We start from the raw sequence: 15,507 nt of genomic DNA, 5'->3' as shown, positions 1-15,507 counted from the left end.
GTACTACGTACGTAGTCGCCGTACGTAGTCATGATGCTTGAGTGACAGATAGCCATATGATAGCTAGAACCACCTGAGATCGGGATTCCGATATTTCAGCATTACAACAACAAGGAGTTACTCATGAAACGTCGTCAAATTCTGGCCGCTGCTGGCGTTGGCCTGGCTGCTACGGCTCTGGCCGGTTGCAACAAGGAAGCCGAGACTGCTGCGGCCAAACCCGAAGGCAGCGCTAGCACCGAGAAATTCAATTGGAAGATGGTCACCTCCTGGCCGAAGAATTTTCCTGGAGTGGGCGTCGGCGCGGAAAATTTCGCCAAGCTGGTCAACGAGATGAGCAAAGGCCGTCTGACGGTCAAGGTGTATGCCGCTGGTGAGCTGGTGCCGGCGCTGGAAGTATTTGATGCGGTGTCCCGTGGTACCGCCGAGATGGGTCATGGGGCTCCCTACTACTGGAAAGGCAAGGTTCCGGCCGCGCAGTTCTTCTGTGCGCTGCCGTTTGGCCCGAACGCTCAGGAAATGAACGCCTGGCTGCATCGCGGCGGTGGCATGGAGCTGTGGGAAGAGGTCTACAAGCCTTACGGCGTATTGCCGATGGCGTGTGGCGCGACCGGCGTGCAGACCGCTGGATGGTTCAACAAGGAGATCAACTCGGTCGACGACTTCAACGGCTTGAAGATGCGTACCCCGGGCCTGGGCGGCGAAGTGCTGACCAAGATGGGCGGTACCGTGGTCAACATGCCGGCCGGTGAGATTTTCACCGCGTTGCAGACCGGTGCCATCGATGCCACCGAGTGGATCGGCCCGTACAACGACTTGGCCCTGGGCCTGCACAAAGCGTCGAAGTACTACTACACGCCGGGCTGGCAAGAGCCGAACGTGACCTTCGAACTGGACGTTAACCTCAAGGCTTGGGAAACCCTGCCGGACGATCTGAAGGCCATCGTGCGCGCCGCCGCCCGCGCAATCAACGGCGATATGCTCGACGACTACAACGCCAAGAACATGGAAGCGATGGAGCAGCTGCGCGAGCAGGGCGTTGAAGTTCGCAGGCTGCCGGACGACGTGCTGGCTCGCCTGCAGGAAGTGGCGGCCGAAGTGGTGGATGCCTCCGCCGCGGCCGATCCGGTGGCGAAGAAGGTCTGGGATCAGCAGAGCGCCTATCTCAATCGCTTGTATGAATACGCCGAGCTGAACGAGAAGGACATCTACAACATTCGCGGCTGATCACCGCGAGCCGTCCGAAACGGAAACGCGCCCAGTCGGGCGGCGTTTTTTTTTTGCCTATCGGATCAGCTTTCCAGGGTCGCGCTCAGGCTGATCTGTGCGTTGAGGACCTTGGATACCGGGCAGCCTTCCTTCGCCTGATTGGCTATCTGCTGGAACTGATTTTCGTCTGCGCCGGGAACCTTGGCGTTCAGCGTCAGTGCGATGGCGGTGATCGAGAAACCCTCGCCCTGCTTGTCCAAGGTAACTTCAGCTTTCGTTTCTATGCGTTCGGCCGTCAAGCCGGCCTGGCCGAGCATCATCGACAGCGCCATGGAGAAACATCCGGCATGGGCCGCGCCGATGAGCTCTTCAGGGTTGGTGCCCGGTGCGTCTTCGAAACGGGTGTTGAAGCCGTAGGGGTTGTCTTTCAGCGCGCCGCTTTGGGTGCTGATGGTGCCTTTGCCGCTTTTCAGGTCACCTTGCCAAATGGCGGATGCGGTTTTTTTCATGGGTCCTCCGGATGCTGCGAGTGGATGAATGGCGGCGCTGATCGCCGCTTGGCTGCACGCGGAGCAATACGGCTGACCTTTCGGTCGGCCTGCTTCGTGGGCTATTGCTGTTCGGCTGCAAGAATCGCGTTCGCCAGCTGCATGTCAGTGGCGTGCAGCTGTGGTTGCTCACTGCGCAGCTTCAGGAGCATCGCTTCGAGATAGGGGCCACGGATGGCCCCATCGCTGGCCACGAAGCTGCCGGCGTCCTCGCGCGCGGCGGCGACCAGTTTGTCGTCGCGGAAGGTCATGTAGGTGGAGGCGGTCGTCGCGCCCGAGGAGAGAATCTGCCGGACGAAGCCGTTGTCCGCCATCGCCGTACCAAAAGGAATGCAGCTCAAGGTGATTGCCGCCAGCATTGTTCTGCGCATGATGGGTGCCTCCGCATGATCCTTCTTTAAAGAGTGCAGAGCGGTCGGCAGAGTTCCTCGGCGACGCTATCCGCTGCGTTCGATCAGCTCACGGACCTTGGTGGCGAGCTGATCGATGCTGAACGGCTTGGCCAGCATGTCCATACCGGGTGCGAGGAACTCTCCGCGAACTTCGGCATTCGGTGCATAGCCGGTGATGAACAGCACACGCAGATCCCGGCGGTGTTGGCGTGCGAGTTCGGCGAGTTGGCGGCCGTTGATTCCCGGCAGGCCGAAATCGCTAACCAGCAGATCGATACGCTGGTCGCTCTGCAGATAAGGCAGTGCGGTGCCGCTGTCGACCGCCTCGAGAACTTCGTAACCCAGCTCCTGCAGCACCTCGACCACCAGCATGCGTACGGCGGCTTCATCTTCCACCACCAGCACGGTTTCGTTGGTCCGCGCGCCGTGCACCGCTACCTCGGTGCTCGGGCTCTGCTCGAGCTGCGCCGTCTGTACTCGGTTGCGTGGCAGGAACAGGGTGATCAGCGTGCCCTGACCGGGCGTACTGTCGATGCGCACGTGGCCACCGGTTTGCTTGACGAAGCCATAGACCATCGACAATCCGAGGCCAGTGCCCTGGCCGATGGGTTTGGTGGTGAAGAACGGGTCGAAGGCCTTGGCGACCACGTCTGTCGGCATGCCGGACCCATTGTCGGCCACGCTGAGGGTGACGTAATCGCCCGGCTCGGGGCCGTCGGTTTGCGGGTCGCTGACCTGTACGCAACCGGTCTGAATGATCAGCCTGCCGCCATCGCTCATGGCGTCACGCGCGTTGATCACCAGATTGAGCAGGGCGTTTTCCAGCTGATGCGCATCGGTGTGGGCCACCCAGGGGTCTGGTTGCAGGTGGGTTTCAAATTCGATGTGCTCGGCCATCGTGCGGCGCAGCATGTCCTCCATCGACTGCACCAGCTCATTGACGTCCACCGGTTGTGGATCAAGCGACTGGCGTCGGGCGAAGGCCAGCAGGCGGTGGGTCAGGGCGGCGGCACGGTTGGCGGAACTGGTGGCCGCATCGACATAGCGGCCGAGATCGTTCACCCGCCCGCTGGCGACCCGGCGCTGAATCAAGTCGAGCGCGCCCAACACGCCGGTGAGCATGTTGTTGAAATCGTGGGCGAGGCCGCCGGTGAGCTGACCGATGGCTTCCATCTTCTGAGCATGGCGCAGGGTTTCCTCGGCGCGCTCGCGTTCGCCCATTTCCAGGTGCAACAGGTGGTTGATTTCGGCGAGTTCTCGGGTGCGCTCGGCGACCCGTCGTTCGAGATTGTCGTTCAGCTCGCGTAGCGCCTCTTCGGCCTCGACCTGTGCGGTGATATCGGTGTTGGTGCCGAACCAGCGGGTGACCTGGCCGAAATCGTCGCGAATGGGCACCGCACGCGAAAGGAACCAACGGTACTGTCCGCTCTTGCCGCGCAGCGGGAAGGTCTCTTCCCAGATCGAGCCGATGGCCACGGCGCGCTTCATCGACGCGCTGACGCGCTCATGGTGATCGGGGTGATGAACCGACCGCCAGCCGAGCGCGCGCATGGCCTCCAGCGTGGTTCCGGTGTAGTCGTACCAACGCTTGTTGTACCAGTAAATGCGGCCGGCAGGATCGGCCATCCAGGCGAACTGACTCATGTTGTCGGCGAGCGTGCGGAACTGCTCTTCGCTGGCACGTAGCGCGCGTTCGGCGCGCATCCGCTCGTCGGCGGTCCAGGCTCGGTCGGCGACTTCGCGGATAAAGGAGATGTCGTCCTCGGCCCATTGCCGCGGGTTGTCTTGCAAGAGGATCAGGGCGGCGATCAAACGCCCCTGGTCATGCAGCGGAACGCACACCAGGCTCTGAATCCGTCGCAGCCGCAGGCTCGAAGCCTGCCCGGCGGTGCGGGTGTCATGCAGGACGTCTTCGACCACGACCATTTCGTCGTTCTGCAGGTCGTAGACGAAGTCGCCGTAGTCGGCGAAGCACATGCGCTCGCTGTAGTCGCCCAGCGCCCCATCGCTCCAGTACCGCTCGATGGTGGCGTACTGGCCGCCGGGATCGACGGTCAGAAAGGCCGCGCGGGTCACGTTCAGGGTCGTGCCCAGCGCGCGCACCGCGGCGGTGACGATGGTGATGCTGTCCGGCTGCCCGCGCAGCAGGTCGCCCAGTTCCATCAATACCGATTGACGCTGCTCGGTGATCCTGCGCTCCTGTATCTGCTCTTCGAGCAGGGCGTTCATGCGCAGCAGCTTGAGCGCTGCGTTGCGCTCCTCGGTAATTTCCCGGGCGGTGCCGAGCAGGTGAATCCGGCCGTCGGCATCCAGCACGCGGCGGCCACGGTTGGTCAGCCAGCGGAACCGGTCATCGGTTTCGTTGTAGACCCGGTAGTCGAGATTCAGCTCACCACCGCGGACTCCTTCGAGCGCGTTGCGGAAGGCATCGAGCAGTGCGCGTCGATCGTCGGCATGGACCCGCGAGAGGAATTGATCGACAGACAGTGCCGGCTCGTCCGGCGCGATGCCCGCGAGTGTCTTGAGCTGTGCATCCCAGCGCAGGGTGTTGCGTTCGAAGTCGTATTCCCAGACGCCGATCGAGGCGATTTCATTGGCCAGGCTGACGCGTTGCTCGGCCTCCCGCAATGCGTTGCGCGCGCGTAGCCGGTCGGTGGCGGCACGGATGCGCTCGGCGACTTCGCGCACCAGCGAGATGTCGGCCTGGCTCCAGGGGCGCGATTGCCGGCTGGCGAACAGTAGGAAGGCGCAATGCTCGCTCTGTTCCAGCACTGGCACCAGCAGCAGGCTGTGGTAGCCGAGCTGATCATGCAATACGCGGCAGTTACCGCCGCAACCGGCCTGGTCAAGCGGGTCTTCGAACGGCACGATTTGGCCCTGCGAGAGGCACAGGCGCAGGTTGTGCGCGCACCCGCCAAGCTGGTGCAGATCGGCTCGCTCACGGTCGGCTTCCTGCGGCCACCTCTGGCTGACGATCAGGCAGCCGCGGTCGTCGAGATGACCGCTGGCGATGTGGTCGATGCCCATCAGCTGGGCCAGCCGCTCGGGCATCATCTCAAACAGTTCGATACGGCGATCGCCCTCCTGCAGGCGGTCGCTGAGCTCCAGCAGATAAGTCTGCTGTGCCTCGCCACGAGTTCGCTCGCTGATATCGGTAAAGGTACAGATGGCGCCCTGCAGCACGCCGTCCCGGTACAGTGGCGCGACCCGGTACTCCACCGGCAGGCTGGTGCCGTCCTGACGGAAGAACAGTTCATATTCGATATGAGCGGGCTCGCCGGTACGGGCGGTGCGCTGGATCGGGCAATCCTCGGGCGCGTAGGGTGAGCCGTCCGGGTGGCTGTGGTGCACGACCTGGTGCAACTGAAGGCCAAGTACCTGCTCTTTTCTGGAGAAGCCGAGCAGCGTGACGAACGCCTCGTTGCACAGGGTGACGACACCGCGCGTGTCGATGGAATAGAACCCTTCGCTGGCGGCGTCCAGCAGGCTGCGGGTGAACGCCTCGCTTTCCAGCCGCTCGGTCTCTGCGCAGCGCCGCTCGTGGACATCCTGGGCCACCAGTACCCAGTGCAGCAGGCTGCCGTCCTGGTCGTAGACCGGCGCGCCACAGCCCTGGAACCAGCGCGGGCAACCGTCTGCCGCGAGCAGGGGAACCTCGAAGCTGCCGGACTTGCCGCTTTTCAGCGCCGAGTTCCATTGGTTGAGTACCGCGTCTCGGTGGTCTGGCGCGACCGCATCGAGCCAGCCCCAACCGGCTGATTCGCTCGTAGACAGGCCGGTGAACTCACACCAGAAACGGTTGCAGAAGATCAGCGAACCACTGGCATCGCACTGCCAGATCACCTGCGGGCTGAGATCGACCAATGCTCTGTAGCGCTCTTCGGCCTCTCGGATCGAAGCCCGCTGATCGGCCCGCCCGGTCAGGTCGCGCAGGATCTTGATGAAGCCTTGCTGCAGGCCCTGCTCCTTGTTCAGCGGCATGAGCTGACCATCGGCCCAGAAGCGGCTGCCGTCCTTGCGCCGCTGCCATCGCTCGCCGCTCACCGAACCGTCTCTCGTTGCCGCCTCTCGCTCGGCTGCCGGCACGTCGCTGGCTGCGTCTTCTTCGGTAAAAAGACAGGTGATGGACCTGCCGGTGATTTCCTCTCGCGGCCAGCCGAACATTCGTTCGGCAACCAGGTTCCAGCTGGTAATGACGCCGTGAGGATCGGTCGTGAGGATGGCGTGGTCCAGCGCATCGTTGCCGGTGGGCGGGTGATGCGCGTGCTGCTCATGGGTGAGCTGCCGCTCCAGCAGCGCCACGACCTGGCGGGCCAGCGTCTGCAGGTGCGCCAGCTGCCGCTCCGATAGCTGTTGCGACTGGCTGTCCATGACGCACAACACGCCCAGCGGTACAGCCTCCGGGCTCTGCAATATGGGGGCGGCAAAGAAGCCGGTCGTCTCTGCACCAAGCGGATCATCGGCGGGAATGCCGATCACGAGGGGTTGCGGGCAGCTGATGGCTCGGGTGCAAAGCGCCAGATCTGGCGCCGCCCCGGGGCTACCGTCTACGTTCATGCAGGCCTTGACCCACAGGCCTTCCCTGTCGATGAGAACGATGGCCGCGCTGGCGCAGCCGCACAGATCGGCAGCGAGTCGCGCCAAATCATCAAAAGCCGCATCCGGCGTGCCATCGAAGATGCGGTAACGGCTCAACGAAGCCAGTCGGCCGGCTTCGGTACTCTTGTTCTTAGCGTTTTCTTCAATGTTCAAAACTTCTGCTCGGCTATCCATGGCGGCAATGATGAATGCTCAGCGGTGAAGCCCAAGCATCGGCACGTGACAGAGTTTCAGATAAGTCAGCTGGTGACTGTCTCCTGCGCAGGATACCCGGAGCAGTGTCGCTGCCAAGTAGACCTCGGTCTACGGGCGCCTTCCAGTGCCTTCGGTCTATTACGCGTATCTGTGCGCTAATCGCCCACGCCTTGTTGATCGCCGGTTGGCTTCACGGATTACCGGATGCCCAGCAACGCTCGCCGGTCGGCGGCCAACAGCGCGGCCAGCAAGTCGGCGTCTCGGCTATAGATATCCGGGCGGTAATGCGGTTGCCCGGCACTGTCCGCTTCGGCCGTCCAGTACGCCAGCAGTACCGGCGTCGGTTTGGCCAGATTGAACTCGTGGGTTCGGCCCGTTGCGAGCAACCGGTCGAAGCGTTCGCGCTCGCCGTCGGACAGCAGCAGATCGACCAGCTGCATGACCGACTCGACCCGGACGCAACCGGAGCTGAACGCCCGCTGTGAGCGGTCGAACAGGCCCTGGCTCGGCGTGTCGTGCAGGTAGATGGCGAAGGGGTTGGCGAAGCGGATGACCAGGCGCCCGAGCGGGTTGCCGGGTCCTTCGGCCTGACGCAGGAGAATCTTCCCGGGGTTGTCCCAGTCGATCTGTTCGGGGTCCAGCGTGTTGCCCTGATAGTCGAGCACCCGCATGTTCTGCTCGGCGAGATAGCTCAGGTCTTGGCGAATTCTAGGCAGCTTGTCTTCGCGCAGGATGGTCGGTGGCACCGTCCAGGTCGGATTGAGCGTAAGCCGCGTGACATTCGATTTGATCGCCGGGGTTTGCCGCGTATCGCGGCCGACCTGGCTACGGGCCTGCCACTGCGGGCGGTTGTCGCGGAAATAGATGACTTGCCCGCCGGCGATGTCGACCAGCAGCGAGCGCGCCTCGATATCGCGGGATAGCCAGCGGAACCGCTCGAGGTTGATTTTCAGCTGGCCCAGTCGGTCGCTCGGGCTGACGTTGAGAGCGGCCAGGGTCTCAGCGCCCAGGATGCCGTCGTCCTGTAACCCGTGCTGGGCTTGAAACGCCTTGATCGCCTGCTCGATCGGCTGGCTGTAGTCTGTCTCGATGCCGCCCGGAGCCCAGGCATCGAGTAGGTAGCCGTCGCTGATCAGTCGCTGGCGCAGCAGTGGGACCCGCGGGTCTGACATGCCGGGGCGCAAGGTCTGGCCGGCTGGGATAGGTAGCCATTGCCGGTGCGTCTCGGCACGTAGGCGGGAATGGGCCTTGCGCAGGTTGTGGTACTGCTCGAGCGCCGGGCGCGCCCTGTCGAAGGCCTGTTCAAGGCGCGCCAGTCCGTCATCGGCGTTTGCCAGCAATTGCTCGTCCGTCTGCTGTTGAACTGCGGCTGCGGGGCTGCGCCAGACCGGTTCCAGGCGATCCTGCGGCAGGCGCCCATGGCTCAGGTGCCGCAGCGCCAGCAGATACCCGTGGGTAGCGAGGATGTCGCTGCATTCGCGGTGCAGCGGCTCGGTGGTGGCGGTCTGCATCGCCTGACGAATCGCTTCGGAATGGTAGATGGCCGGGTTCAGTCCGTCATCGATCAGCCCGTTCAGTTGCGCGAGCAGCTTGTCGAGCTGCACGTAGGAGGTCCACAGCGGCTCGAACTGATGTCGGCGATAGAGTTCGGTCAGCTGCTGCAGAGTGCTTTCATCGATCGCCGTGAAGTGCGGCCCGCAGGCGCTGGGTAGTGTCTCCAGGGCGTTGCGGATGGGATTGGGTGGCTCATCGACGGGTTGCGCCAGCGCCAGTACGGGAGCCAACAACAGGGCGCTTACCAGACGGAATGCATGTTTTTTGTACAACGCTTCACTCCCGGCCATCCCACCGACTGCTAGACTCCGCCGCTGATCCGTTGCGGCTTCTGGGAAAACCAGACCCTTCCGGGCCACTACAAAATGATCTGTCAGACGAAGTGGGAGCCCCTTGGCTCTCGTCTGACCTGTTTCGCTGAGCCCGCTCGGGTCTGCAGCGAGTAAAGACGCCAGCCGAAAGGGACGTTCGGCCTTGGCGTCTGTGAGGTATATCTACACATGATGGTTTCGTTCCGACGCCTTTGTCTCGTGGCAGGCCTTTTCCTGTCAACGCCGCTACTGGCGGCCAACCCTACCTACCAGCCGATCGTAGACGACCTGTCCCCTCTAGCTCCGGCGCTGAATCCCGAAGTGCTCACGCACGCGGTAGCGGCCATGCAATGTGCCGTCAACAACGGCGCCAGCCCCGCACAGCGGTTGGCGGTGATCGACTTTTCGTTGCCGTCGTCGGAGCGTCGCCTCTGGATCTTTGACCTGAGACAGCGTCGATTGTTGCTGAAGGAGTTTGTCGCCCACGGGATGAAGTCCGGCGATAACCTCGCCACGCGCTTTTCCAACGTGCTGGGCAGTCATCAGTCGAGCATCGGTCTGTTCCGTACCGCCGAGAGCTACAGCGGCAAGCACGGCTACTCGTTGCGCATGGATGGCCTCGAGCCCGGCATTAACGATCTGGCTCGTGAGCGGGCGATCGTCATCCATCCGGCCGATTATGTGAATCCCGCCTGGATTGCGACTCAGGGCCGCATCGGCCGCAGCCAGGGTTGCCCCGCGGTGCGGCCGGAGGTGGCGCGTATGGTGGTCGATAGTCTGAAAGGCGGGCAGTTCATGTTTTCCTGGTACCCGGATCAGCAGTGGCTGCAGTCCTCGGCTTATCTGAACTGCGAGCCTGCGCGCGTGGCGGGGATACTGGCGGCGCGGCAGGGCTGACTTTACGGTAAGCAGGTGGGGTCGCGAACACAGCATCGTCTGGAGTAGGGTGGATCACGCTTTATCGATCCACCGGGCGATGTCTGGTGGATGCAAAAAGCGACATCCACCCCATGATTCGTCCAGCGTCCAGCGTCCAGCGTCCAGCGTCCAGCCCGGCCTATTTCTGCTCGCTTTGCGGCGTCACGCGCAGCACTTCTTCCAGCGTGGTCAGCCCCGCCGCGATCTTCTGCGCGCCGGACAGGCGCAGGCTGTGCATGCCGTCCTTGAAGGCTTGGCGGCGCAGGGCGATGAGATCGGTGTCGGCGGTGATCAGTGGCTTGATCGCGTCATTGAGCAGCATGATTTCGTAGACACCGGCGCGTCCGCGATAGCCGGTGTCGCGGCATTCGATGCAGCCCACGGCCTGTTGCGCATTGCCTGGTAGCGGGGCGTTCCAGGGCTTGGTCAGCGCCTGCCAGTCATCAGCATCCAGCTGCACCGGCGCTTTGCAATGCGGGCAGAGGGTACGCACCAGACGCTGCGCCATCACGCCGAGTAGCGTCGCGCGCAGCAGGTAGTGCGGTACGCCCAGTTCCAGTAATCGTGTGATGGCACTCGGCGCATCGTTGGTGTGCAGGGTAGACAGCACCAGGTGCCCGGTCAGCGCCGCCTGGATCGCCATCTCTGCGGTCTCCAGGTCACGAATCTCACCGACCATGATGATGTCCGGGTCCTGACGCATCAGCGCGCGCACGCCGCTGGCGAAGGTCAGGTCGATGTTGTGCTGCACCTGCATCTGGTTGAAGGCGCCTTCGATCATCTCGATCGGGTCTTCAATGGTGCAGACGTTCACTTCGGGCGTCGCCAGCTGCTTGAGTGTGGTGTAGAGCGTAGTGGTCTTGCCCGAGCCGGTGGGGCCAGTGACCAGGATGATGCCGTTGGGCTGGCCGGTCATGGTCTGCCAGCGACGCAGGTCCTCGGCGGAAAAGCCCAGCTGATCGAAACCCTTGAGCAGCACTTCCGGATCGAAGATTCGCATCACCATTTTTTCGCCGAAGGCAGTCGGCAGGGTCGACAGGCGCAGCTCCACCTCGCCGCCTTCCGGAGTTTTGGTCTTGACCCGGCCATCCTGCGGTTTGCGCTTTTCCGCGACGTTCATTCGCCCCAGCGTCTTCAACCGGCTGACCACCGCCATCGCCACCTGGGGCGGGAATTGGTAGACGTTGTGCAGCACGCCATCGATGCGAAAACGCACTGTGCCCTGTTCGCGTCGTGGCTCGATGTGAATGTCACTGGCGCGCTGATCGAAGGCGTACTGGAACAGCCAGTCGACGATGTTGATGATGTGCGAGTCGTTGGCATCCGGCTCCTGATCGCTGGCGCCGAGGTTCAGCAACTGCTCGAAGTTACCGGCTCCGCTGACCTTCTGATCCGTCGCCGTGGCGCCGCTGACCGACTTGGCCAATCGGTAGAATTCCACGGTGAAACGCTGCAGATCGACCGGGTTGGCCACCACCCGCTTGATCGGCCGCTTGAGTACGTGGGTCAGGTTGGCTTCCCAGCTTTTCACGAATGGCTGGCTGCTGGCGATGGTTACCGCCGAGCTGTCCACCGCCACCGCCAGGATCTTGTGGCGCTGGGCGAACGCATACGACATGAGCGGCGTGACCGCGGCGACATTGATCTTCAGCGGATCGATGCGCAGATAGGGCTGTCCGGCCTGCTCGGCGAGCCAGACGGTCAGGCTTTCCAGATCGAGCTTTTTGCCAGGCCGCGTCAGGTCGTCGAGCTGTTGTGCGCCGAGAAATTCCAGCGGATGCTGCTGGCTGTTCGCTGCGCTGCGCCTCAGGGTCATGCACTGCTCAGCGGTTTCCTGCTGCAGTCGCCCCTGGGCGACGAGATCACGCAGCAAATCGTTGAGGTCGAGAAAGCGGTCCTGGGTGGGCGAGTTCAACACGGACATGGGGCCCTTCGGTCATGGTAGAGACGAAAGCCAAGCTTGCCGCGAAACGCGCGCCCTGTCTGCCGGGAGGCTTCAACTTTGCGGCCTCGTCGGTGACGATCGACGGATGGCGGCGCCTCTGACCGACACGCCGATTACGACAATCAGCAGATCGGTAGGGTGAATGTCGCTTTTTACATCCACGCGGTGGCAGAACACCACACGGTGTATCGGAACGTCATGTAGGGTGGGCTTTAGCCCACCAGTCGGAGGACGGGTAGAGGTCATACGCAAATAGGGGTGTTTTTGCGCTAAAGCGGTGGGCTAAAGTGGAACGCCGCCCGGCCCACCCAACGCGGGTCTGCTTTTCCCCCACCCTACGCTTCGCACCAGTCTCGAGGCTTGGGCCTACTTTTTTGTCAGCAACTTCCAGGGCTTCAGCGTCCAGACCGTACGGGCCTGCTCAATGCGAGCATCGAGCAGCTCGTCGTTCAGCGGCTGCTGCGCCAGTGCATAGAGTTTGGCCAGTTCACCATAGAGACGGTCGACCTCCGGCAGCTCCAGCGTGGCGCGGGCCAGATGCAGCCAGACCAGCAGCCGTTCCATGCGTGGGCGCTGCTCGGCGAGGTCTTCGGGTTGCTGCTGGTAGCGCAGCAGCTGCAGCGCCTCGGCTTCCTCGCCCAGCAGACGTGGCAGCCAGTTACCCAGCTCGGCAGCACCCTGGCGGTTACCGCGGTTGTTGCGACCGACCGTCCAGCCACGCTGTAACAGCCACAGCGAGGCTTTCAGCGAGAACAGGCCCCAGCGCGGCTGGGCCAGCTCTGCAGCGAAATCACTGGGTGTGGACTGGCGGATGCTCTCGTCGTCCTGGCCGGCTTCGATGCGCGGGCGCCAATCCTGAATCAGCGCATCGAGCTGTTCACGCAGCTCACGGCTGGTGGCGCGCGGTGCAGCCTGACCGAGGCTGCCGAGCAGGGCGCGCAGTTCCACCAATTGCTGCAGCCATTCCCCGAGCAGCTTCCAGCGACCATTGAAGCGGTATTGCTCCGCCAGCCGCTGGCTGTTCCCCAGCAACTGCCAAGACAGCGCGGCAAAGGCGTCATCCAGCGGCATAGTCGCCTCGAGCGCGGGTGCCGGCAGGGTCAATGAATAGCTGTCAGCGTCGTACAAGCGGTAGCCGCGCTCGGCTTTGCTGATGTCGCAGGGCATCAGTGCCAGATCCGCAGCCAGCTCAGCAGCCAGCTCCAGCAGCGCCTCGGGGTCGCCCTGACGTAGTTCCAGCTCCAGCTCGCAGATTTCCTCGCTCTGCTTGCCTACCACCACCTTGCCCAAGTCCAGCGCCGCCTCGATGACCACCTTAGCCTTACCGCGCCCCCAGGCGATCTCGGCTTTTTCACGCACGAAATCGGTGGTGAAGATCGGCTTCAGTGTTTTTTTGTCCAGCTCGGCGAGGGCGGCTGGCCAACATTCATTGTCGAGTTTCTTCAGGTCCAGCTTGGCCTTGTCCAGGTACCAGTCCCACTCGTTGCGCTCGGATAGCCCGGCAACACTCTGACCACGGCTTTTAAGGGTTTGGATGAATTGCTCGCCATCACGGCGCAGGCGCAGCGCAACCTTGGCATGAGCAAGTTCGCGTTCGGGCGTGTCGAAATACTGATTGAACAGCTCGTGCCGCTGCCAGCCGCTCTTGTTGCGCTTTTTCAGCAGCGGGTGGTCGCGCAGCGCCGCGAGGGTTTCGCGACTGGCGCGCAGTTTGATTTCAGTTTCTTTCTGCATGATGCCGACGTGATGCCTATGTTTAAGTGTGACTAACGTCACGCGGTAGCGGCCCTTTGAGGTCATCCGTATACTTGCCGCCTTCTGAAATCGGGGTGCTCCCTATGCCAATGAATCCTTTCGCCAGCTTGTTCGGGCGCTCGCCAATCGGTCCGATGCAACAGCACATGGCCAAGTCCCACGAATGTGCCGCAAACCTGGTGCCGTTGTTCCAGGCGATTACGGCAGAAGATTGGGAGCGCGTCGAGCAGATCCAGCAAGAGATGGCCCGACTGGAAAACGAGGCCGACAAGCTCAAGAAAAGCGTTCGCCAGCATTTGCCTCAAAGCCTGTTTTTGCCGGTGCCGCGCTCGGATCTGCTGGAGCTGCTGAGTGTACAGGACAAAATTGCCAACCGCGCCAAGGACATCGCCGGGCTGATGTTGGGACGCTGCATGACCGTACCGCCGGCCATGCAGCCGGAAATGCTGGCCTTCGTGCAGCGCAGCGTGGATGCCAGCTGCCAGGCGCTGAAGGCGCTCAAGGAACTGGACTCCTTGCTCGAAACCGGCTTCAGCGGCCGCGAAGCCACGCTGGTTGAAAGCATGGTCGAAGAAATAGGCGAAATCGAGCGTGAAACCGACCGCATGCAGATCGCGGTGCGCCGAGCGCTGTTCAGGCTGGAAAAGGAATTGCCGCCGGTCGATGTGATGTTCCTTTACAAGATCATCGAATGGATAGGCGACGTCGCTGACCGCGCCGAGCGCGTCGGCAACCGTCTGGAACAACTGCTGGCGCGCTAAGCGCCGGCTTCCTTTACGGCTTCAACAGGTAATTTTTATGTCTTTTATCGCGGATTACGGCTTCGTACTCCTGATCCTTGCGTGCACGTTCGGCTTTTTCATGGCGTGGGGTGTCGGTGCCAACGACGTGGCCAATGCCATGGGCACCTCGGTGGGCTCCAAGGCGCTGACCATCAAGCAAGCCATCTTCGTGGCAATGGTGTTCGAATTCTGCGGCGCCTATCTGGCCGGCGGCGAAGTGACCGAAACGGTCAAGAGCGGCATCGTCGATGCTGCGTTAATCACGCCAGACCTGATGGTGCTGGGCATGATGTCGGCGCTTTTAGCCGCCGGCACCTGGTTGCTGATTGCCACCACCAAAGGTTGGCCGGTTTCCACCACCCACTCCATCGTTGGCGCGGTGATCGGCTTTGCCGCGGTCGGCATCTCGGTGGATGCCGTGCATTGGGATGCGGTGGGGCCGATCGTGGCGAGCTGGGTGGTCTCGCCAGTGCTCTCCGGGACTATCGCCTTCGGCATCTTCATCAGCGTGCAGAAGTTGATTATCGACACTGATAATCCTTTCCAGAACGCCAAGCGCTTCGTGCCGATGTATATGTTCCTGACCGGCTTCATGGTCGCCCTGGTCACCCTTTCCAAAGGACTCAAGCACATCGGCCTGGACCTAAGCGGCGGGCAGAGCTTTCTGCTGGCGGTAGCTGTGGGCGTACTAGTGATGCTGATCGGCATCCTCTTGTTGCGGCGGATCCAGGTGGACGTGGAAGCGGACAGGGCTTTCCACTTCTCCAGTGTGGAAAAAGTCTTCGCCGTGCTGATGATCTTCACCGCCTGTGCCATGGCCTTCGCTCACGGCTCCAACGACGTGGCCAACGCCGTCGGCCCGCTGGCCGCGATCGTCGGCGTGCTCGAGGGCGGTGCTGACGTAGCCATCGGCACGAAATCCACGGTGCCCGGCTGGGTGCTGCTGCTGGGGGCGGTGGGTATCGTTATCGGTCTGGCCACCTATGGCTACAAAGTCATCGCCACGATTGGCAAGCAGATCACCGAACTGACCCCGAGCCGTGGTTTCGCCGCTGAGTTGGCAGCTGCCAGCACCGTGGTCGGGGCTTCGGCCATCGGCCTGCCGGTTTCCACCACCCACACATTGGTGGGTGCTGTGCTGGGCGTGGGTCTTGCCCGCGGCATCGGTGCGCTAAACCTCGGTGTGATCGGCAAGATCTTCATGTCCTGGCTGATCACCTTGCCGGTAGGCGCCGCGCTAGCCGTGCTGTACTTCACCATCCTTCGGGCGATCTTCGTCTGACGTAACGGCCAATCCCG

The 15,507-nt window shown here is 62.6% G+C and carries 10 protein-coding genes; 4 read left to right on the top strand and 6 right to left on the bottom strand.

Features of this window, described 5'->3' with window-relative positions:
- Nucleotides 1-123 precede the first annotated feature (123 nt).
- Nucleotides 124-1,227 (top strand): TRAP transporter substrate-binding protein, encoded by a 1,104-nt coding sequence (locus DQ405_RS01655; protein WP_168422619.1) that lies wholly within the window; start codon nt 124-126, stop codon nt 1,225-1,227.
- Nucleotides 1,228-1,292: 65 nt separating this feature from the next.
- On the opposite strand, the gene DQ405_RS01650 is transcribed toward DQ405_RS01655, so the two are convergent.
- From DQ405_RS01650 to DQ405_RS01635, 4 genes are all read right to left on the bottom strand, one after another.
- Entirely contained in the window at nt 1,293-1,718 is a 426-nt protein-coding gene (locus DQ405_RS01650) for an OsmC family protein (protein WP_168422618.1), read from the bottom strand.
- Nucleotides 1,719-1,819: 101 nt separating this feature from the next.
- Nucleotides 1,820-2,128 (bottom strand): DUF2388 domain-containing protein, encoded by a 309-nt coding sequence (locus DQ405_RS01645; protein WP_168422617.1) that lies wholly within the window; start codon nt 2,126-2,128, stop codon nt 1,820-1,822.
- A 66-nt stretch (nt 2,129-2,194) separates the two neighbouring features.
- Nucleotides 2,195-6,901, bottom strand: a complete 4,707-nt coding sequence (locus DQ405_RS01640; protein ID WP_446730852.1) for a PAS domain S-box protein — start codon at nt 6,899-6,901, stop codon at nt 2,195-2,197.
- 239 nt (nt 6,902-7,140) lie between these two features.
- A complete protein-coding gene (locus DQ405_RS01635) occupies nt 7,141-8,769 on the bottom strand; it encodes a L,D-transpeptidase family protein (RefSeq protein WP_174824640.1) in 1,629 nt (542 codons plus the stop codon).
- 228 nt (nt 8,770-8,997) lie between these two features.
- On the opposite strand from DQ405_RS01635, the gene DQ405_RS01630 reads away from it, so the two are divergent.
- Nucleotides 8,998-9,705 carry a murein L,D-transpeptidase catalytic domain family protein gene (locus DQ405_RS01630; RefSeq protein ID WP_168422614.1) on the top strand — a complete coding sequence of 236 codons (708 nt, stop codon included), beginning with the start codon at nt 8,998-9,000 and terminating at the stop codon, nt 9,703-9,705.
- Between the two features lie 160 nt (nt 9,706-9,865).
- On the opposite strand, the gene DQ405_RS01625 is transcribed toward DQ405_RS01630, so the two are convergent.
- The gene (locus DQ405_RS01625) at nt 9,866-11,650 is read right to left on the bottom strand and encodes a GspE/PulE family protein (protein WP_168422613.1); all 1,785 of its coding nucleotides are present in this window, start codon (nt 11,648-11,650) and stop codon (nt 9,866-9,868) included.
- A 387-nt stretch (nt 11,651-12,037) separates the two neighbouring features.
- Nucleotides 12,038-13,405: a CYTH domain-containing protein gene (locus DQ405_RS01620; RefSeq protein ID WP_168422612.1), complete on the bottom strand. Its 1,368-nt coding sequence runs from the start codon at nt 13,403-13,405 to the stop codon at nt 12,038-12,040.
- A 104-nt stretch (nt 13,406-13,509) separates the two neighbouring features.
- Here DQ405_RS01620 and DQ405_RS01615 point away from each other — a divergent pair, with 104 nt between their 5' ends.
- Both DQ405_RS01615 and DQ405_RS01610 read left to right on the top strand, forming a co-directional pair.
- Nucleotides 13,510-14,187 carry a TIGR00153 family protein gene (locus DQ405_RS01615; protein ID WP_168422611.1) on the top strand — a complete coding sequence of 226 codons (678 nt, stop codon included), beginning with the start codon at nt 13,510-13,512 and terminating at the stop codon, nt 14,185-14,187.
- 37 nt (nt 14,188-14,224) lie between these two features.
- On the top strand, nt 14,225-15,490 hold the full coding sequence (locus DQ405_RS01610) for an inorganic phosphate transporter (RefSeq protein ID WP_168422610.1): 1,266 nt from the start codon (nt 14,225-14,227) through the stop codon (nt 15,488-15,490).
- Nucleotides 15,491-15,507 lie beyond the last annotated feature (17 nt).

This window comes from Pseudomonas sp. SST3 (assembly GCF_003325755.1).
Note: the sequence above shows the minus strand (reverse complement) of the source record. Positions and strands in the feature narration are given on the sequence as shown.